We start from the raw sequence: 18,526 nt of genomic DNA on the forward strand, positions 1-18,526 counted from the left end.
AACCGCAGGGCGAGAGTGCGAGTTGTACTGTCGATTAGCCTCTACACATGTCTCCTGCCGATGAGGTCCGCATTCACTCTGGACAGTTGGTTCTTCTTAATTCGATTGGTCGAAACGAGCACTGGCTGCAGGATTGGCTCGCGGAGGACATGTCCAGGCTCGGTCTTGGAAGTCTCAAAATTGTCGAACAAGAGCAGACTCAGGCAGGCGGAGGCAGCCTGGATCTCCTCGCCGCATCGGAAGACACCTACTACAGCGTCGAGGTGCAGCTCGGTGAGGTCGATGCCAATCATGGGTTTCGTGTGTTCGACTACTGGGCCAGAAATCGCCGAAGGTACGCCGACAAGAAGCATGTTGCGGTACTTGTCGCAGAAAGCGCGTCGGGCCGATACCGAACCGCCTTAGAGGAATTGGCGGAGTTCGTTCCGCTCCTCGTAGTTGAACTGCGTTCATGGCGCGGCGGCGATGAAGTTGTGATGGTTTCCGACCTCGTCATACAGAATCAAAACCTCGACCTCAGCGGGACGCCATTGGCCGTGACTGCAGGGGCTACCAGAACGGAGAACGACTGGCGCGAGTCAATGACGCAGGACGCCTGGCAGTTCAAGCAGCTTTTCGTCGGCTGGGCGCAACAGAATGTCGGTTCCGTATTTGTCGACTACTCGCCGAAGTCGTATGTCGGGATCCGTGTCGGACGCCGAGTGTGGGCACCATTGTGGCCGCGGAAGGATGGTGCCTATGTCTATCTCCCCGATCCGGATCACTCGCGGGACGAGGAGTCGCCTGCATTCAACCATTTTCGGGACTTGCTCGAGGAATCGGGCATCTCCCTGAGCTGGACCCAGAACTACAATGCCGGCGCAAATCCGATATCGCTCAGACTCCGAGCAACAGATCTCCAGAACCCGTCAGTTCAGAAGCTACTCATAGCGACACATGGCGCCATAGCTAGCGATTCCGTCCCCTGGTCGTCCGTCAACCCGCAGGAGCCCGAAGCCTTCGAAGCGATGGAGCATCCACAACGGTGACGGAAGCTGATACCAACGGCGCTCATCTGCATGAACCGTGAGCGTGTCAGTGGTACGACACCGTGCTCACCGATCGCTGGGGCCTGTACGTCGCCGGCGGTGGCATGATCGTCGCGCTGCTCGTGCTACTGGTACCGAAGGAAGGACCGACGGCGGCGTGATTAGGTGTGTGGGCCACGGGACATCCAGGCGGCGACCGCACCGGGTGGACCCCTCGCGAGAATGATCTCCCCGCCGCTGGACCCGTCGGCAGCGGACGGTCGAGATAGGACTGGATGGTGCTGACCCGTTTCGGAAGGTGATGTCGCCGGCTGCTGCTAGATTCGTGGTCAGAGCCGCTTGTTGCACGGCTGACCCCGAGCCACCGTCGATGCCCGCATCATCATTTCCGGTGGCATTGAAGGGCAAGGTCCCCTGGATCTGCGACAGCCGATCCGTCACTGACTGCGGCGGCGAATGCGGGTCGTCGCCCGTGTGAGTAGCGATTGGACCGCCGCGATGACGAAGAATTCCTCGAAGAAGAAAGCCGCCCGCACCTATCAGACCACCCACCCGGGAACGACCTTCCCCGAGGCGCTCCGCGCGGTAGAACATCCCGCTTCCGACGTAGACGATGCGATCGCTCCCGTGGATGCGCAGCCCGCGCTTGCCGCGGACGACGACTGGCCGGTCGGCGGCCTCGTCGAAACGATCTGGGCGATGGACGCGGAGGCGAACGGAGGTGTCGAGGCCCTGCGCCGGAATCGGCTCGCCGACTGGGTTGCCCGCGCCCGCGCCGTGCACCGTGGCGGGTGGTCCGTCGCCGAACCCTGGTCGTCCGGCGAGCGGGAAGCCGCTGCCTGGATTCTGGACGATCACGACGCGATGGGCAGGTTCGAGACCACACCGGCGGAGATCGTCACCCGCCTCGGCTACGACATCCAGGCCCGCAGCCGTGCAGAGGCCGAGCGTTACCTGGGCCTGGCGAAAGCCACCTTCGCGGCCGAGCAAGATCCCACCGGACCGGCCGGCGGCTAGAACCGGACCACGAGCCTTCCTGTGCGCTGGCTAGCGGTGATTGTGGGTTTCCGGATGCTGCGACCAGGCGAGGCGAGTTCGGGGCTGGCTGTAGACCGTGAAACGCCGGATGATGTCGAGGCGTGAGCTGATCGATTCCGTCCCCCGCCGGACCTGACGGCATCGAACTAGTACGCCGTTCGTGGCAGTGGGATCGGCGCGGGTCGCCACGGTGACGTACGGATGCGGTGCTCCGACTCCCTCCCACCACGTTCGACTTCACCTTTGATGACGCCATGCGCAAGGGGATTCGGTGTATGCAGCGGGTCCGGTCTGCCGATGAGAGGGTGATCGGGAACGGGTTCACCGAGAATGGCCACACCGCCGCGGTGCAGGGTCAGTCCGGTGACCGACGCGACTAACACGATGGTCTTGTCGAACACGATGAGGATGATCGTCGAGGCAGCGACGTGGTCGGCACGCAGCTTCCACACCCCGCGGCCGCGCTTCCACAGCTCCGGCGGCGTGAGACCTGGGGCGTAGCCGAGGTGTGTCCGGCCCAGGGGGTCGTCGGGATCGGCGGGGCAGGATTCGGCGAGCGTGACCCGGACTGCGGTGATGCGAGGTGGGGGCTGCTTCGGGCGGAATCCCCGCAGCTCGGACAACGCCCCGCTGTCGCGGTCCCGGGGAAGATGGGTGAACGGGGGATAGTGCCTGTCGGCGAGGTTGACCGGGGGCAGCTCTCCGGTCGCGGTGAAGCGTTGTTGCTCGCAGAATTGCAGGCGCCGTTCGATATCGCCGTCCAGGGGTGTGTCGAGGATGTCGAAGCCGAGCTTCTTCAGCGCCCAACCGATCTCGCTGTCATGCCCGCCGGGAAGATACGTGTGACGGAAGTGGCCGGCATCGTCCGGCACGGCCGCGTGCATCTCCTCCCGGCAGAGGGGCGGCAGCGCGTCGAGGATGCGCAGCATGCACGCGCCGAGCAGACTCGAGGTCGGGTAGCTGGGCGCGGGTCGATGCTCGACGGCCGCGATGGCGACGTACACGCTGACCATCCGCACGAAGTACGCCTCCACCAGGGGAAAGATCTGATCCCACCACCCGACCGTGTCGGCCGCCCTGGCGCAGAACAGGGCGTAGAGGGGACTGTCGTCGAGGAGGCGGATCGCGGCGGCCGCCGAGTCGTCGTGGGCGTCGAGGATCAGGCGTGCGTGCTCGGTGACCTCGCACTTGCGGCACGGGTGGGGGAGCACCCGGAAGGTCGATTCGGAGGGCTGGAATCGCCGGTGACCGCAACTGTGCACGATGGCGCCGGGAGCGACGCAGTACAGGCAGGCGTGCAGGTCCCCGTTCTTCCACGCAGCGGGCGAGCGCCGTTGCAGCGGGGTTTCGCGCCACTCGTGCCCGGCAGGGCAGCGCCACCACAGCATCTCGTGGGACGAGTTCGTGGTCGAGTCGAGATCGACCCCGGTATTGCGGGTCGGATGTAGCTGGCGAAACAGTTCTGGGTGCTTCTCTTTGAAACGCACACGCCCCCCTCAAGGCTCACTCTTGGTGTATCAACACTCTCGGGCACCACCGGCACCGTCGCCACTGGGATCGCGTGCCCGGGGGCCGCTACGCCGGCCAGGCCATTGAATCCGGTGACGAACGTCCCGGGCCGCCGAGGAGCACCGAGGCCTTCGTTGCTCATGTTCATCCGACGCCCGGTGACGAGATGGACCCGACCAGGGCGGCGATCCCGCCCAGCATCATCAGAAAGCCGGCCCACGGGCCGATGAACTCGACGACCCCTTCGATCGTCCGCAGCCTTGACTCCGTATCAGCAGGGGCGGATTCCAGGGCGCCGCCGTACAAGGCGGGGAAGTTCGTCATGACTGCGCACGTTAGACCAGATTCCGCAGGACGCAGGTGAGGATGGCGGCGGCTCTGACCAGCAGCGATGCCAGCGGGCATCGCTGAGCCTAACAAGACCGCCAACGCCCGGGCGTGTCGCCGCCGGTCCTACGGAGTGTCGCTGACGCGATCGGCTGTCCGGACGCCGCGTGTTTCCGGTGCCCTCCATCTGCCGCAGGCACCGGCGGCAGGTCAGTACTGTCATCTGGTCCGTACCGAAGACCTCGAGGAGTGAAATCTGTGGCACGCAAGGTCGTAGTAGAGATGGTCGACGACATCGACGGCACCGCCTTCGGTGAGGACGGCGAGAGCATCCACTATGCCGTCGAGGGCGTCGAGTACGTGATCGACCTGAAGGACGAGCACGCCAAGGAACTCCGGGAGACCTTCGAGTACTACATCGCGCACTCCACCCGGGTCGGCGGCCGCAAGCACCGCACGGACCGGCCGGGCAACCCCACTGGAGGGAAGCGGCCGCGGGCCGAAACGAAGAAGATCCGCGCCTGGGCGATCGAGCAGGGCTACGAGCTCTCGTCCCGCGGCCGTATCCCCACCGAGATCGAGCGGTGGTTTCACGACGCCCACTGAACGGTCTCACCCGACACGGGTGTCAGCTCCAGGAGTCCCACCACGACGAGTCTGTGGCCGGCGATGGCGCGAGCCAGGGGAACCAGGAGGCGAGGGTCGAACATGGCGTCTTTGGGTCGTGGGCGGACTCCGTGTGCCGGCTTACCTGGTCTTATCATGCATCCGGCAGGGGCTCGTCGGTGCGCCGTGGCACGCTATCGGTATGTGCGGTCGCTACGCATCGACGACGAGCCGGAACACACTGCTCGAGACCTTCGAGATCGACCCCGAGCGGGCCGACCCGGAGATGGCGCCGGACTACAACGTGGCGCCCACGAAGACCTCGCCGGTCGTGATCGCCCGCGTGCCGAAGGACACCGACGACGAGCAGCCCCACCGACAGTTGCGCAACCTCAAATGGGGTTTGACACCGTTCTGGTCGAAGGATCCGAAGATCGGCTCCCGCATGATCAATGCCCGCGCCGAGACCGTGCACGAGAAGCCTGCGTACAGGCAGTGTTTCAAGTCGAGGCGCGGGATTGTTCCGGTGGCGGGGTTCTACGAGTGGTTCCCGACCGACGAGGTCGGAAAGTCCGGGAAACCGCTGAAACAACCGTATTTCATCCACCCGGCCGAGGGTGACATTCTGCCTCTGGCCGGCATCTTCGACTTCTGGCGCAACCCCGACGTCCCCGACGAGGACCCGGACGCCTGGCTGGTCACCTTCTCGGTGATCACGACCGAGGCCACCGACGACGTCGGGCACATTCACGACCGGATGCCGATGAGCGTGTCACCGGAGAACTGGGCGGACTGGCTCGACCCGACCAACACCGACGTCGACTACGCCCGCTCCCTGATGGCGCCACCGGCACCGGGCAGCCTGCAGACCTACCCGGTGTCCAAGGCCGTGAACAACGTCCGCAACAACGGCGCTGACCTGTTGAAGCCGATCACGGTCGAGGAAGCCCACTGACCACGGTGTGACCCCACGTGGGCCCCGTGCTCGGCGCCCCATCGAGGGTTGGAATACGACTACACCGCCCGCTGTTGAAGAGGCTGACGGTGGCGCGCATACCCCGGGTACCACACCAGAAAAGTCGCTGCGAGCGACCACTTGCCGAGAGGCGATATGGCGTCCCCGTCGCCCTGAACGGGGTAAGACCTGCACTGCGCAGCGTTCCCCGGACAGGATGAGGAGCCGCTGACACCGGGGAAGGTGTCGGCGGCTTTCCTCTGGCCTCCCTACAGGTCCTCCACCCGAACCGAGCGAAAATCGACGTCGAAGCGCCGGCCTTTCAGGGAGGGGTGCCTCAGCCCACCCGCCGTGTGCGCCCTGTAGGCGACGTCCACGACCAGCCGAGGAGTCAGCCACTGAACCCCAGGGAACCTCTCCGCGGCCGCTGACGGGTCCGTGAGAGGGCTGCTAGGGGATTCCAGCGGACGGAAGTCCTCCCGGAGCTGTCGGCGCATCGACACCGTGAGCCCGGAGGAGACAGAACCGACCTGGACCAACCGTCCTTCGGCGTCGTACGCTCCGAGGATCAGCGCCGCAATCGATCGGCTCGAGCCGACGAATCCGATGACCAAAACCGAACTGCGCGTGCGGATTGCGTGTTTGATCCAGGCTCGGCTACGCTGGCCCGGAAGGTAGATCGATGCCGACCTCTTGGCCAAGATCCCTTCCATGCCAGCACTTTTTGCGGCATTCAGCATGATTTTGCTGCTCTGATTCTCCCAGTGCGGAGGGGCGGTGATGGGCAGGCCGCCGACCTTCTGGAGGATCGCATCCAGCTCGGACAGTTCTGCCCGCCGCTCCAGGTACGACGCGCTCATCAGGTCCCGGTTGTCGAGCGAAAGTACGTCAAAGGGTAGGAATGTCACAGGGATTCGCCGTTGCAGCGGCTTCGTCGCATGGGCTACCCCCATTCTTCTCTGGAGTAGCCCGAACGAAGGTTTGCCGTGATCGAGTACGACGACCTCCCCGTCGAGAACGATGCGGCCGCGGCCGCCGAACGCTGCCGTCAATGCTTCGGCAATCTCGGGATACGAGCCGGTCACCACATTCATGGCGCGGGTCCAGAGCACCGGCTCGTGGCCACCCCCGACCGAGGCCAGAATCCGGCACCCGTCGTACTTCATCTCGAAACTCCACGGGCGGTCCGTGTTGTCAGGGAGGGTGCCGGCCGTGGCCAGCATGGGCGCGATCAGCCGCATAGGCCCGATTGTGCCCGTGACCTGGGAGCTACGCAGGTAGAAGGCTCAGGACAGGGCGATTGCATCGAACCGCCGCCGGTTTTCGGAATCGCGACAACCACACAGCCGTCACCGCCCCGTCCGTCGCCGGCGCAGCGCGCGGTAGGTACTGGGTCAGTGCCAGGAGTTCCACCAGAGAACTATGGGCACAGCCAAGGTGTCCACACCATCCAGCTGTCGCCCAACCCGTACGGGGGATCGGAATCATCGTCATCACCTCCGGGCTCAGTTGAATGGAAGCGAGTCCCACCACATGCTTATTGCCACGAGGGCGTCGGTGAACTCAGGGAAAGCAGAGAAAATCCCAGGTCTAATATGGCGAACTCCTTGGTCGGAAACGGGCTCCTCCTGCGCTGTGTATCGCCCGCCGGAGGCGGATCGGTACAGCTACCCAATCGAGTGGGCCCTAGTAGGTGCAGGCCGAGTGATGGCGGGTTTATCTGCAGATCGCAAAGAGCAACAGGCCACCACGCACCTGCCAATCCGCGGAACACGGCCAGGCGGACCGGTGGTTCACTCCTCCCAAGTCCATCTGATGGCGAACCGCGGCGCGCGATCGCATCTCGATGGGGTTCCGTAAACTCAGCTTGGTTCTGCTGAACTTCCCCCCAATTTTGTTTTCAGAACCCCCAGTGCCCCGGCGTCACCTCCCCCCGATGCCGGGGCACAATCATGCGCACAGTCGGACGAGAAGATCGAGGGATGACGGAGACGAGGCCAGGTCGCATCCCCGTGGGCGATCCCATCGCGCTTCGCTTCGACCCTGAGATCAAACGCCGACTCGAGGACATGGCCGAGGGGATTGGCCCGCGTCGATTCGGGGCGCTGGTCCGTGTTGCCTGCCGGCGACTTGTCACCCAGCCCAAGGCCGTCGGTCGTGGTCTCGAGGAAGCGCGGCGACTCTCGGAAGCGCTGCGGGCGATCCCGCTGGTCATGCTGAAAGTCAAGCTTGAACCAGAGACTGCCCGGCAGTTCGCGGAGTTGGCTGTCGAGCATGACACCACGGTTAGTGCGCTGATGCGGATTGCATTGCATCGCTTCCTGGAAGCGCCTGGCCGCTACAAACACCCGATGCTCCGCGAGGCCGATCGCACCGGACTGTCCGACTGGGTCGACGTCATGGTCAACCCATCCAGCAAGCAGCAAATCTGGAAACTCGCCGGCCAATACGGGGAGAAGCTCAACACCGCACTGCTCCGAGTCGCCCTACGACACCTACTCGACGAGCCCGGTGACCTCACCACGGACCTGGAAACCATCGCCCCACTGCGAGACCTCAGACCTGAAATCTATCCCGCCAGGGCGAATGTTCACTTCGACCCACCACTACGCGACAAGCTCGACGCGCTGGCAGCACGGGTCGGGTCCGATCGCGCCGAGTTGATGCGCCTCGCCGCCAAACGCGTGCTCGACGATCCCGGAATGATCGAGCAGGCCGTGAACCGCGAGATCTTCCGCAGCGAGAAAAACAAGGCGCACCTCATGGCCCGGCACGCTCGCCGTCAGGCGCGGCGCGACACCCGCCGCAACTGACCGCATCGGGGCGACTCGGATCGTGATGTATCCGCCTCCGGCGGCTACCGGACCGCCTGCAGCGTCCCCCGATTCGAATGTAGGGTCTCGGTGCCGATGACATTCCGAGACGCTGCGACCTGCGCGTTCATCTTGGGTCTCACGGTATGGCCACCGCGATCTGTCTCAACTTCGTGGCATTTCTTCAGAGGACAATCTCGCTGCCGCCAGCTGCCCGTGTCCTGCGGTTCCGGGGCGTTTGTGCGGGTTTGCTGGCAGCGTGATCCCGATCGTTCGGACTGTCCCGTTTGACGCCCCGAAAGCAAAATCATCACCGGACAGGGCTACCGGGGACGCGTAGCTCAGGGAGTCTCGGTCAACGCCCCACTTCCGGAGATCGCGCGGGCCACCAGTGCCCCATCCCTCAAGGTAACGGCGAGAACATCCCGTTCTCGGTCAACGGACCATCGCGCAACGGACCATCGCGCCGGCCAGCCACGGCCAACTCAGTCCCGCGGTGCGGTCGGCGTCTCGGCTGAAGACCTGACAACGCACGCACGAGTCCTCTGACTCTGAATGTCGGTGGCGCGACCTATCGCCACGCGAACGACTCGAATCCGACTTACTCTCGCTGCTCTCCATCTTTCGGGGGTCCGTTGTTGTCTTCGTCTTCGTGGGCGGTATCACCGGATGCGCGAGCCGGTTTGTCAACCGCAGAAAGGAATCTAGGCACCGACGTTGCGGCCGTCGCAGCTCTGACTTCAACAGTTGGCGAAGTGGCGACACGGACAGATGGGGCGGTCGCGACGGCCGCCCGAACCGCTGGCGAAGTAGCTACGCGAACCGCAGCGGCAACGGCTACAGCGGGCAACGCATTGGGGGCGCTTATCGCTTCCTCGCGTTCCGTCGTCTCAGCACGCTGACGCTCGTACTCCTTCTTCTGGTCCTCGGTCAGCTCCAGGCCCATTTCCGCGAGCGCGTCAAACGGCTCCTGCTCCATCCTCAGCGCGAACTCCTCATCCAGGAACAGTCGTCCGACGAGTCCATAAATTTTTGAGTCTGCTGTACCTTCATCCTCACCCCGCTCATCTGATGCTTGTTCGTCATCGTCATCGTCATCGTCATTGCCATCAGCCACTGCTATCACTCCCTTCGTCCGCTCGAACATTCGCTGGATGTTTCGGTGGTCGTCCTGCGAGGAAGTCTATGGAGTGGTTTACCAGAGCTTGCTTATGCCCAAGATCTTTCTTCTCTTTGTAAACACGGCGATGGTCGGCCCGCGCAACTTCCCGGAGATTCTGAAGTGAATCGTTTGGCCGGCCGTAGATGCCAGGCGGGAAGTAAATACGTAGAGACTCCGGATGGGAGTACTCGACCATTCGACGGCCATCAGCCTTTACTGCTGCGACGTCGCCGACGATTCTTACTAACCTACTGATTCGATCAATTTCCTCATTGGTGAGTTTGACGGCCGACCGGAATAGATACAAATTGCGAAAAAATCCGGGTTCGTTATACATCGCCTCGCTGACAAGGCCTAGGTCGCGGGCTTCCTGCCATAAACGCGAACCCGGTATCTGGCAATACCATTGCAAAAGTACCCTGACCCCGTATCGCTCGTTTAAACCTAGGGCAAAACGGCAGGTGGCTTCGACCTCCTTGGCTGTCTCCCAAGGCAATCCTAAGATGAAAGAAAAGTCGGCCCGATCGGCTATTCCGTTCTTATTTAGAATTTTCGCGACCTGAGTAAGTATTTCTGTGGTCGTGCCCTTGCCGATTTTCTTCAATCCTTCATCGTATCCACACTCGGCCCCTAAAAGGAATTGATATGTATACGGTGCAAGGTTTTCCACCAACTCACCCTTTAGTAGATCCGTCGCCCGGGAATCGTAGACGATTGCGGGCTGTAGCCCTCTTCTGTGTATTTCGGAGGCAATGTCTACCGCTCTCTTTACGTTAAGAGTGAACTCGTCATCGACGATGTGGGTGAATGGTTGACGAGTGCGGTCTTGAAATCCAATCACGTATTCGAGTCTATCGACGAACAGCTGCGCCGGCATGGCGCGGAAACTCTTTCGGTAAGAGGTGCTACAAAAAGAGCAGTCAAACGCACATCCACGTGACGATTCTATAGATAAACCTTGGTATACGTTCTTTGGAAGTAGTTCATATTTCGGCAAGGCTGCGGTCGCCAATTCGATTGCGCTTAGTTGCCTGCCAGCCGGGTTCCTTACTATTTTGCCTTCTTTACTTCTCCAAGTGAGGTTGGGTACAGTGCTGGGCTCTTGGGCTGTCCGTATGGCCTCTACTAGCGCGACCAACGCGACTTCTCCCTCTCCGCGTATCACGAAGTCGATATCAAACTCAGACATCAAGTACCAGTCGAACATCGTGGGGTGTATTCCGCCAACGACTATTGGAACGTTCGGATTGCGAGTGCGGATTTGCGCAACAACGCGCAAAGCGGTGGGCCAAGACATAGACGTAGCGCCAATCGCGATCAAGTCCATATCTTCGACTGGCTGATCTTGCACCGATTCTGTCCCTGGCGCTATTAGATCGACTAGGAACGCATCGTAACCTGCATCGCACAGAACTGCGTGGAGTAGATAGATTCCGTAAGGCGGGCATTCACGGATAGCGTCCATGGCTATTGAGGCCATCCCAAGGCCGTGGTCATCCATGATTGGCGGTGCAATCAGCATGATGCGCACAAGACACCTCGTCCTACAGTGGTTTGCGAAATTTTCTCGGATCGAACCTGGCGCGATTCGCTTGCAACCGCAAGACTGGTCGGTACTTCCAATGGTGCGCGCAGAATCGGCCGATGTCACTGATGGTTCACTCGCCTAAGGACTTTGCAGACGACCTGGGCCACTCTTCGGCCGCGTCAAGACCGATAAGGGGCCGCGGTCCCTGACCCGCCGCTCGGGCGGTTCTCTGGCTCCGAATGTCGGCGGCGCGATCTATTGCCACGCGGACGATGCGGGCAATCTCAGGTCAGCACCCGACCCGTACGACAGGAACGAGGGATTCATCTGGAGTCGGCCGTCTACACCTGTGTTAGTTTCATCAGCCTTCAGGCAAGGCCACAGTCGTAACGTTCCGTGCGTTGCGGACAGTTCAGCGGATAAGGATGGGGAACAACCGCGGGGTCAACATCATTCACGCTCACGACTCGTGGACGCCGCTCGGCCGCGGGTGTGAGGAGTGTGGCTAGTTGTTTGCGGGCGCGGTGGATTCGTGTTTTCACGGTAGCGACGGTGACGCCTTGGTGCTCGGCGATGGCGGCGTAAGGCAGGGAGGCGAATTCTGCTAGCACGATGGCGACGCGGAAGTCTTCATGGAGTTGGCGGGGTCCACATCGGCGCCACCTGGACGGGCACGGTGGACTTACTCGCCGCCCGCCCCGACGCCCGCCTGCACCCCGACGCCCTTCACCAGGCCCCGACGACGGGGCACCGATACGGCGGCAACCAGGCCCTGACCGCAGGACTGGTGCACGCCACCGCGAGTGCCGCCGACCTGCTGTCCCATGCTGTCGACGGGGCACACCAACTCGCGGGCACCCGCGGCCCCACTCTCGGGGCGATCAAGAAAACGATGTATGCACAGGTACTCTCCACCTTGCGGAGCCCGATGTCCGGCGCAGAACACCAGCAGTGGTCCACCCAGCCCGCCATGAGCTGACTTCTTTTGTATGAAGTTGTCAATTGAGGAAATTGATCAGTCCTGCATCACCAAGAGGTCCGTACATGCCGTTACATCAGCACCCGTGTTCCAGAACGGTCTGATTGCATCGAACAGAAAACTGATCCAATCAAGCAGCGAAGCGAAGGGACGGAGCCTTCCGACGGCAGGATGAGAACTATCACCAACCGCATCCGCCACCACGCCCCCGGTCAAGTGGCCATCGCAGCCACAGTGATAGCCATCGGGACACGTACAGAAGGGAACACGATGCCCCTCCGGCATCGGTGTCCGTGCCTTCAGCGGTGTCGCACTCGCCCGCCGGAAGATCAAGGCTGAAGAGCTCGCCTGCGCCATCGGAATTACGCACCAGGCCGTATCAATATACGGCCTGGTACCTCGCCACCGTTATGCGTCTCTTGCATGCTGAGTAATATTGCGACGGTTACATTTACGTGAGGTTGACCCTAATCGGCCGCCTTCGCAGCGTCTCGGAGCTTCTGAACCGCAACTTCAGGACTGTTCTGATTCTGGACGCGAATTTCCTCCGCGGCCTCGGGCCCTATCTTCTCCGCAAGATCGTCGAGTTCAGAAAACTCGCTGTCAGTCAGGTTTAGGCCTGACAGATCCAGCGCGGCCGTCTGTGTTTGTGTCATCTGGCTACGTCCCACTGTCTGTCGCCTCCATAGTATGGTCGGTCAGGCTCGCGGCCGTGGTGCTAGCGCCGCCGGTTCAATCGTAGTTGGTCACAGTCGGCTTGGAACTAACTATTTGATAACCCGCGACCTGTCGGTGCAATTGGGATTCCACCTCTAACGATATTGAAGAGCTCCAAACCGGGTACCACTACAGTCGTGACTCGAACCCTATACGGCGATGGATTGAGAGGTGTGAAATAGCTTTCAAATCCGGCTTGCTTTAAATGTTTCCGTGTGATTTGCTCGCATCTTGATATATTCCACCATGTCTTGTTCTCGTGCAGATACGTTTCTGATATTTCCGCAACCGACGATAGTTCGCTCCAACTCAAGCGTGAGCAAGATTGAAGAAATGGCCACGCTTTTAAGCTGGCTAAGATTGCAGAATCTTCGAGCAGGCTCTGTTCGCGCATTGAATTTCGTAGGCGGTAGTCCTGCATACACTCAGATAATGCGCGCTGAACCGCGTAAGGCCCGTCTGTGCTCGCACCCGCACCTGTGACTCCCACCTGGAAGCACTCTTCTGCTGTTAACGCAAGGAACGCCGGTAGGCCGAGGTCGGAGGTAACGTCGATCACCCTAATTTCACAGCCAATAGTATCCTCGGCGGTTGCCCACAGGTTCGCTATAGGTTCAGGTAGGCGGGTTCTATTGAGTATTTTGCAGTGCCTTTTTCCTCCGAATGCAAACCAATCAAGTAGGCTCAGTGATAACGCATCATGCTCAATTTTCTCCAGAATCCCATGAAGTGTAGCTTCCTGATCTGACAATCCCGCCGCCGTTCCGGACCCACACATATATCTACTCAAAGTTAAATATTCCAGTTCGTCGCCAGGAAATGGGGCATTGATATACTGTGGAAATTTAAGAAACATTGGATAGGCGATTTCCGGACCGCTCGCGAGATATGGATAGAACCAGCAGCAACCCACCATACATTCAGAAAATTCCTCGCCAAGCCGTCGGATGACTTGATCCTTTGAGAGTTGTGGTTGGTCCGCGATTTCGCTTGCGCGCATCAAAGTGGTTTGATCTGACGGAATTGCTAAGTGCATTCCGCTCCAATAGTGCTCTAGCGCTTCAGCGTATGCACCGGATATTGAGTCCTCAAGGAATCCTTTTCCGGCACCGCGCGCAACTTCGTTTTCATTAGCGTCGCGAAGTATACAACGCGACGTTGGCCACGGATCCTTGCCGAGGACCTCGAGATCCGCTCTGAGTCCGAGGTCCCGAATGTCTGCCTGTGCCTCTCGGACAGTCCGCTCTGGATTGTGCCGCCGGTGAGGCGGAATGTACGCGTTACGGGTTGTGTAGCTGTCCGTCCGACCTGCGCCGACCATCTCTGCACGATGCCATGTACGGCGTGCTGCCATAGCAGTATCGATAAAGTCAGATCACAGTCGAAACGAGACAGTCGCGCGTCGGCGAACCGCATCTTTGGCTGCAGACCGCAATCGTTGGACATCGAAGCGGTTCGGAACATGGTTTCACCTCCTGCAAGGCGTCGAGCCTAGCCCGGACGGATCCGCTGGTGGTGTCCGCGCGTCTGGCAGAGGCTGCCGAAATGCAGCCCCCCGCCGAATGCCATCTCACCCATTTGGCCAACTGGCCACCGAGTGGCCATCCAAGCTGAGATTTGGCCACGATTCTCGAGACCCTACATCGAACTCCGCTGCGCTCCGCCCTGTTGAAGAACATCGTTCGTTGACGTGCTGGCCTTCCGATCCTGATCGACGGCGGTCCTGGCGCAACCACTGGCGGCGCAAGCGCCGGCACAGCTCCGAGAACTTTCTCAACCCGCACTCGCTGGCGCTCGCAGAGAAACTTCCCGGCCCAGGAGTTGCGCCAGGCCCTGATACCGCCGATCCGACTCTCCCTTTGCCAGCACGGCAAAACGAACGATCGGGGCACGCGAGTGGTCCGATCCCGTACGAAAGGTCACTGACCTATGTGCACAGCAACAGCATCCGCGGATCCCGTCGTAGGGGCGTCTGAGCTGCTCGACTACCGGCACTACGGCACTCTGGAGGAGAACTACGCCCATGAGCTGGACCGACTGGCCGAGGCCGTCGCAGATCCTGAGGTGATCTCGACCGGAGGGAACTGTTACGCCCTCACCGGCGATCCGGGGCGCACTGCCGATGGCCGGTCGATCTACCTCCTCGCCACCACCAACGGCGACCCCGCTCTGACCACCGATACGCCGATCACGAGCTGGGTTGTTGGCCTGTACGAGGACCAGGGCGATTCGGCCGCCCTGGCTATGGGCGAGGCCAGCGTCGAGGCACTCGGTGACTCTCTCGATGCACTCGGCTGCGCGCTCACCCGCGCTTGCACGGCGCTGCACCAGTACGCCGGCGGTGCGCCGGACGGGAAGCTCGCACTGATCGGGGACCGGGGCCTGACCTGGATTCCCGCGTAACGACCAATCCGCGACAGGCGCACATCCCGAGCCACCGGAATGAGCACACCGGGCAGCAGCTATCTGCCCGGTGTGCTCGCCGAACCGTACACGCCGGCAGACGTGCTCACGGCTCCGCGTCGTGTGCGCGTAAGTGTCACCGACACCCCGTCACCGCAACGGACGGAACCCCGGGATTCCCCGAACAGGGAACTCGGGATGCGTCACTCGCGCTTTCGGGAAAAGTTATTTCCTCGCGATTCGAGTGGGGGTAAGAATTTGGATTCGACAATCTTCCGCACCGCAATGACGGCTCAAATGTTTTGAATTTCGAGCATTGCTCTCTTGGCAAGAGCCCGGTCTCTAGTCTGAAACCAAGAAATGCCTAGATGGCCCGGTTCGAGTCGCATCGTCGCTGGTGTATGGGATTTAGGTACGACCTCACGCACTAGTCGGGAGCGTCGGAAGCAATGCGATTCAATAGAAGTAAATTGTCTTGGAATCGTGAGAAAAGCCGATTTATCGACTACAATAAGAATTGTCAAAAGAAGGGGATGAAAAATGGCTGCGCCACTGCGAATTGCACCGCCGACCGAGGATATGGTCGGCGAGGTGGAGCTGTCCGCCGCCGCGCCGCATCTGGGTCCCGAAGCGTGCTGCCTGTCCGCACTGATGCAGATCCCGGCGGATCAGGCCCGTCCGATCGTCGACATCCTGGGTCGCGACGATTTCACCGACCCCGCGTACGCCGCCCTCTACGGGCTGATTCACGGCCTGATCCGCCGGGGACAGCCACACGACTACGTCATGGTCGCCCACGAGATCGACAGCAAGCCCGCAGGCATCGAGCACCACCCGGTGCCGTTGCGTCAGCAGCTCGTGCGCATCATCGGGGCGGCACCGTTTCCCGAACGCGCTCCCTATTACGCCAAAGCCGTTCTCGCCCAGTCCTACCGACGGTCCTTCGAGACCGCGGCCCACGCACTGAGCGAAGCCACCGTGACCGTGGCCACCGACGACCTCTACGAGTACATGTGCCGGCTCGGCCGCCGCCAACGCGACGCCCACGCCCGCTACGCAGCCATCTGCGCCACCATCGATTGAGGGGGAACCGCAATGTTCGTCGACGACGACCAGAAGGATGCCTACACCCTGCACGCCCAGGGAAAGAGTTGGATCGAAGTGGGCCGTGAACTCGGCTGCACCGCGGCCGCAGCCGAATCCTTCGCCCACGCCTATCAGCGGCACACCGACGCGGCGGCCGCGGAACATCAGACGACTCTGTTCTGAATCGGCGAGCCAACCGAACCAGGTCAGACCATGTCGGCGCCCGCATCAGGTGGGGGCCGGGCGAGGGTCCGACGGCATCGCCGTCACTGTGCCGGCCGGGTATCGAGGGCCCGTACCCTTGCCCCATGTCCGCCGACCCCGACAACCTGCGCGCCGCAGCCGACCAGCCGCTACCGAATCTGGCCAGCGGTGACGGCCCGGCGGATCCGTACCTCATCACGGCGGTGGCCCGCACCGCAGCGAACATCGAGTTGCGGATCCACATCTCGATCGCGGCGTACGACGTCCCGGCCGAGCAGTGGTTTCCGGCAGCGACCGGGGTCACCGTCACGGTCATCGTGCGCACCGTCGATGCGGCCACGGGCGAGGTGCGGTATCTGCCGCCCGCGGAGCCCGACGAGTGGGCGCGGGCGATCTTCTCCACCGCCGATGCCACGCGCGGATACTTCCTCGGCGCCGTCGACCCGGACACCGGCACCCATCGCCGCGGGCAGCTCGCCTATCGCTTGTACCTCGACACCGACCGCCGAGCGATTCTCGCGCCCCGGCAACTGGTCACCTGCCCCCAGTACCTTCTCCCCGCCATCGAGGCCCGCGCGGACATCACCATCCCCACCACCGCCTGACCGGGTATTCCCGGACCAGGTCTCACCGGCTAGCGCCCCTGACCTGCAATGAGGGGCCATGGGCTCCGCCGACCATTCATCAGTCGAACGTGTGTTCGACCGCGTGGCTATACCGCCCCGGACCGGCACCCTAGCGAGCGGCGTCGTCACCACGTGGAATGACGACGAAGGCTGGGGAGTCATCGACTCTGCGGACACACCGGGCGGTTGTTGGACCTTCTACACCGCCCTACACCCCGACGAAGTCATCAATGCCCAGCCGGGCGACAGTTTCAGCATCGGCGGAGGAATCCGTGGTCTCGACGTCGGCGAGCAGGTCGACTTCGAATGGGAGTCGGTCATCGATCAGGGCGGATACAAATTCCGGGCGATCAAGGTCCGGCCGCGGCGGGAGATCCCACCTTGGCGCGTCGAACGAATCGGTAGTTAGCGCTCGGAGTTGCCAAGGATCGGTGTTCGGTCGGTGATCCGCTAACGGGGACTGACGGGACTGAGGATTCCGACAAGTTCGTGAGAATCAGGAACTGAGACGGCAGCGAGAATCCGCAGGTCGGATGAACATTGAGGTGACACCGAGCCGTGGAACCCTACAAGTGATGCAGGTTCCGCGAACCCGTGTCACTTGCCGCCTGTATCCCAACACTTGGCCGCGACGGTCTACTAGCCAGGTCGAAACCAATGCAACCTTCTCTTTGTCTCCTATGCCGTGTAGCCAACTTCCTTTGACTTCTTGCCGCTCAGTAACCCCTCGGCCCGGATTTTGTGCAAAACCGGCGGACGTCGTCTCGGGATGCCGAATTTGATGCTGTAACCGCCGAAGTCGTTTGCTTCACCCACTGCGGTCGGGTTGCCATCTAGGTCGATACGGACCTGTTCCTTGCCGGTGAATCCTGCACCGAACACGCGAACCCCCACAAAGGAGTCTGATAATGGCACACCTGGGTCCACCTCCACCGAACAAGTCGGTGCGCCGCTCGGTGTAGGTTCGCTCGGTGTAGGTTCGCTCGGTGTAGGTGCACTGGGAGTTTCTACTCGTAGTGTGAACTGCTTAGCGAGCGTCCCCTCGCGCCCCGGATCGACTAACCCAGTACGGCTGACCGATATTTGATACAAGCCAGCGTCATTGACTGCATAGATTCGTTGGATTGGGCCCCCCGGGGGGCCGGTCACGCTCTCGACGCTGCCTACTACAATCCCGTTCTTGCTTATCCTCCAGCTGGTTTCGTTGACAATGCCGTCACTGGGGTCGATAAAGAGGCCGAGCTGCGACGGAGTCACACTTGACGTTTGGTTAACGCGTGCGTTCAGGGTGATCGGCTCCACCGGACCCCAGTAAGTTGACCATGCCTTGTCGTTATTTCCGATGACGAACAGATCCAGCTTGTCGACAAACAGCTCCAACAGATCCCGCTTGTCCGGAAAGCGGGGGACGGCAGCGATCTGCTGATAGACGTGGTCGAACACATCCCGGCCGGGCAGCGGCCACCAGTCGTCGGCCCAGTCACCCCGTTCGCCGACGGGCCATGCCTGCGTGTAGACCTTGTCGTCGTAGCCGATGACGAACAG

The 18,526-nt window shown here is 61.6% G+C and carries 20 protein-coding genes; 11 read left to right on the plus strand and 9 right to left on the minus strand.

What is annotated here, in order from left to right; genetic code table 11:
- Positions 1 to 47 precede the first annotated feature (47 nt).
- Entirely contained in the window at positions 48 to 1,028 is a 981-nt protein-coding gene (locus tag QM806_RS33595) for a hypothetical protein (protein WP_283294175.1), read from the plus strand.
- Positions 1,029 to 1,526: 498 nt separating this feature from the next.
- Positions 1,527 to 2,045, plus strand: coding sequence for a hypothetical protein (locus QM806_RS33600; protein ID WP_283294176.1), 519 nt, complete (start codon positions 1,527 to 1,529; stop codon positions 2,043 to 2,045).
- Between the two features lie 167 nt (positions 2,046 to 2,212).
- On the opposite strand, the gene QM806_RS33605 is transcribed toward QM806_RS33600, so the two are convergent.
- Entirely contained in the window at positions 2,213 to 3,553 is a 1,341-nt protein-coding gene (locus QM806_RS33605; protein ID WP_283294177.1) for a zinc-ribbon domain-containing protein, read from the minus strand.
- Between the two features lie 166 nt (positions 3,554 to 3,719).
- A complete protein-coding gene (locus tag QM806_RS33610) occupies positions 3,720 to 3,899 on the minus strand; it encodes a hypothetical protein (RefSeq protein WP_283294178.1) in 180 nt (59 codons plus the stop codon).
- A gap of 261 nt (positions 3,900 to 4,160) precedes the next feature.
- On the opposite strand from QM806_RS33610, the gene QM806_RS33615 reads away from it, so the two are divergent.
- Both QM806_RS33615 and QM806_RS33620 read left to right on the plus strand, forming a co-directional pair.
- The gene (locus tag QM806_RS33615; protein WP_283294179.1) at positions 4,161 to 4,508 is read left to right on the plus strand and encodes a histone-like nucleoid-structuring protein Lsr2; all 348 of its coding nucleotides are present in this window, start codon (positions 4,161 to 4,163) and stop codon (positions 4,506 to 4,508) included.
- Between the two features lie 202 nt (positions 4,509 to 4,710).
- Entirely contained in the window at positions 4,711 to 5,463 is a 753-nt protein-coding gene (locus QM806_RS33620) for an SOS response-associated peptidase (protein WP_283294180.1), read from the plus strand.
- Positions 5,464 to 5,732: 269 nt separating this feature from the next.
- Here QM806_RS33620 and QM806_RS33625 read toward each other — a convergent pair whose 3' ends face one another.
- Positions 5,733 to 6,704 (minus strand): ATP-dependent DNA ligase, encoded by a 972-nt coding sequence (locus QM806_RS33625; protein ID WP_283294181.1) that lies wholly within the window; start codon positions 6,702 to 6,704, stop codon positions 5,733 to 5,735.
- A gap of 741 nt (positions 6,705 to 7,445) precedes the next feature.
- Here QM806_RS33625 and QM806_RS33630 point away from each other — a divergent pair.
- Complete coding sequence (locus QM806_RS33630) at positions 7,446 to 8,276, plus strand: CopG family transcriptional regulator (protein WP_283294182.1); 831 nt, start codon at positions 7,446 to 7,448, stop codon at positions 8,274 to 8,276.
- A gap of 601 nt (positions 8,277 to 8,877) precedes the next feature.
- Here QM806_RS33630 and QM806_RS33635 read toward each other — a convergent pair.
- The 3 genes from QM806_RS33635 to QM806_RS33645 all read right to left on the minus strand — a co-directional run bounded on the left by QM806_RS33635 (position 8,878) and on the right by QM806_RS33645 (position 11,748).
- Positions 8,878 to 9,423, minus strand: a complete 546-nt coding sequence (locus tag QM806_RS33635) for a hypothetical protein (RefSeq protein WP_283294183.1) — start codon at positions 9,421 to 9,423, stop codon at positions 8,878 to 8,880.
- Entirely contained in the window at positions 9,386 to 10,960 is a 1,575-nt protein-coding gene (locus QM806_RS33640) for a B12-binding domain-containing radical SAM protein (RefSeq protein ID WP_283294286.1), read from the minus strand. Before QM806_RS33640 ends, QM806_RS33635 begins: the two co-directional genes overlap by 38 nt.
- Positions 10,961 to 11,334: 374 nt before the next feature.
- On the minus strand, positions 11,335 to 11,748 hold the full coding sequence (locus tag QM806_RS33645; protein ID WP_502943930.1) for a sigma factor-like helix-turn-helix DNA-binding protein: 414 nt from the start codon (positions 11,746 to 11,748) through the stop codon (positions 11,335 to 11,337).
- Between QM806_RS33645 and QM806_RS33650 the strand changes: the two genes are divergently transcribed.
- Complete coding sequence (locus tag QM806_RS33650) at positions 11,643 to 11,945, plus strand: hypothetical protein (RefSeq protein ID WP_283294292.1); 303 nt, start codon at positions 11,643 to 11,645, stop codon at positions 11,943 to 11,945. The two genes, QM806_RS33645 and QM806_RS33650, sit on opposite strands and share 106 nt — an antisense overlap.
- Before the next feature lie 467 nt (positions 11,946 to 12,412).
- Here the strand turns inward: QM806_RS33650 and QM806_RS33655 are convergent, their stop codons facing one another.
- Positions 12,413 to 12,601 carry a hypothetical protein gene (locus QM806_RS33655; protein WP_283294184.1) on the minus strand — a complete coding sequence of 63 codons (189 nt, stop codon included), beginning with the start codon at positions 12,599 to 12,601 and terminating at the stop codon, positions 12,413 to 12,415.
- A gap of 107 nt (positions 12,602 to 12,708) precedes the next feature.
- A complete protein-coding gene (locus tag QM806_RS33660) occupies positions 12,709 to 14,016 on the minus strand; it encodes a YcaO-like family protein (protein WP_349307616.1) in 1,308 nt (435 codons plus the stop codon).
- A gap of 575 nt (positions 14,017 to 14,591) precedes the next feature.
- Between QM806_RS33660 and QM806_RS33665 the strand changes: the two genes are divergently transcribed.
- The 5 genes from QM806_RS33665 (at position 14,592) to QM806_RS33685 (ending at position 17,390) form a co-directional block, all read left to right on the plus strand.
- The gene (locus tag QM806_RS33665) at positions 14,592 to 15,065 is read left to right on the plus strand and encodes a hypothetical protein (protein ID WP_283294185.1); all 474 of its coding nucleotides are present in this window, start codon (positions 14,592 to 14,594) and stop codon (positions 15,063 to 15,065) included.
- 540 nt (positions 15,066 to 15,605) lie between these two features.
- The gene (locus QM806_RS33670) at positions 15,606 to 16,148 is read left to right on the plus strand and encodes a DnaB-like helicase N-terminal domain-containing protein (protein WP_283294187.1); all 543 of its coding nucleotides are present in this window, start codon (positions 15,606 to 15,608) and stop codon (positions 16,146 to 16,148) included.
- Between the two features lie 12 nt (positions 16,149 to 16,160).
- The gene (locus tag QM806_RS33675) at positions 16,161 to 16,334 is read left to right on the plus strand and encodes a hypothetical protein (RefSeq protein WP_283294188.1); all 174 of its coding nucleotides are present in this window, start codon (positions 16,161 to 16,163) and stop codon (positions 16,332 to 16,334) included.
- 125 nt (positions 16,335 to 16,459) lie between these two features.
- Positions 16,460 to 16,960, plus strand: a complete 501-nt coding sequence (locus tag QM806_RS33680; protein ID WP_283294190.1) for an N-formylglutamate amidohydrolase — start codon at positions 16,460 to 16,462, stop codon at positions 16,958 to 16,960.
- Positions 16,961 to 17,063: 103 nt separating this feature from the next.
- The gene (locus QM806_RS33685; RefSeq protein WP_283294192.1) at positions 17,064 to 17,390 is read left to right on the plus strand and encodes a hypothetical protein; all 327 of its coding nucleotides are present in this window, start codon (positions 17,064 to 17,066) and stop codon (positions 17,388 to 17,390) included.
- A 269-nt stretch (positions 17,391 to 17,659) separates the two neighbouring features.
- Here QM806_RS33685 and QM806_RS33690 read toward each other — a convergent pair.
- Positions 17,660 to 18,526: hypothetical protein (locus QM806_RS33690; protein ID WP_283294194.1), on the minus strand; the 867-nt coding region annotated here is incomplete at its 5' end.

The organism is Rhodococcus sp. IEGM 1351 (assembly GCF_030056875.1).
GTDB lineage: Bacteria > Actinomycetota > Actinomycetes > Mycobacteriales > Mycobacteriaceae > Rhodococcus_F > Rhodococcus_F opacus.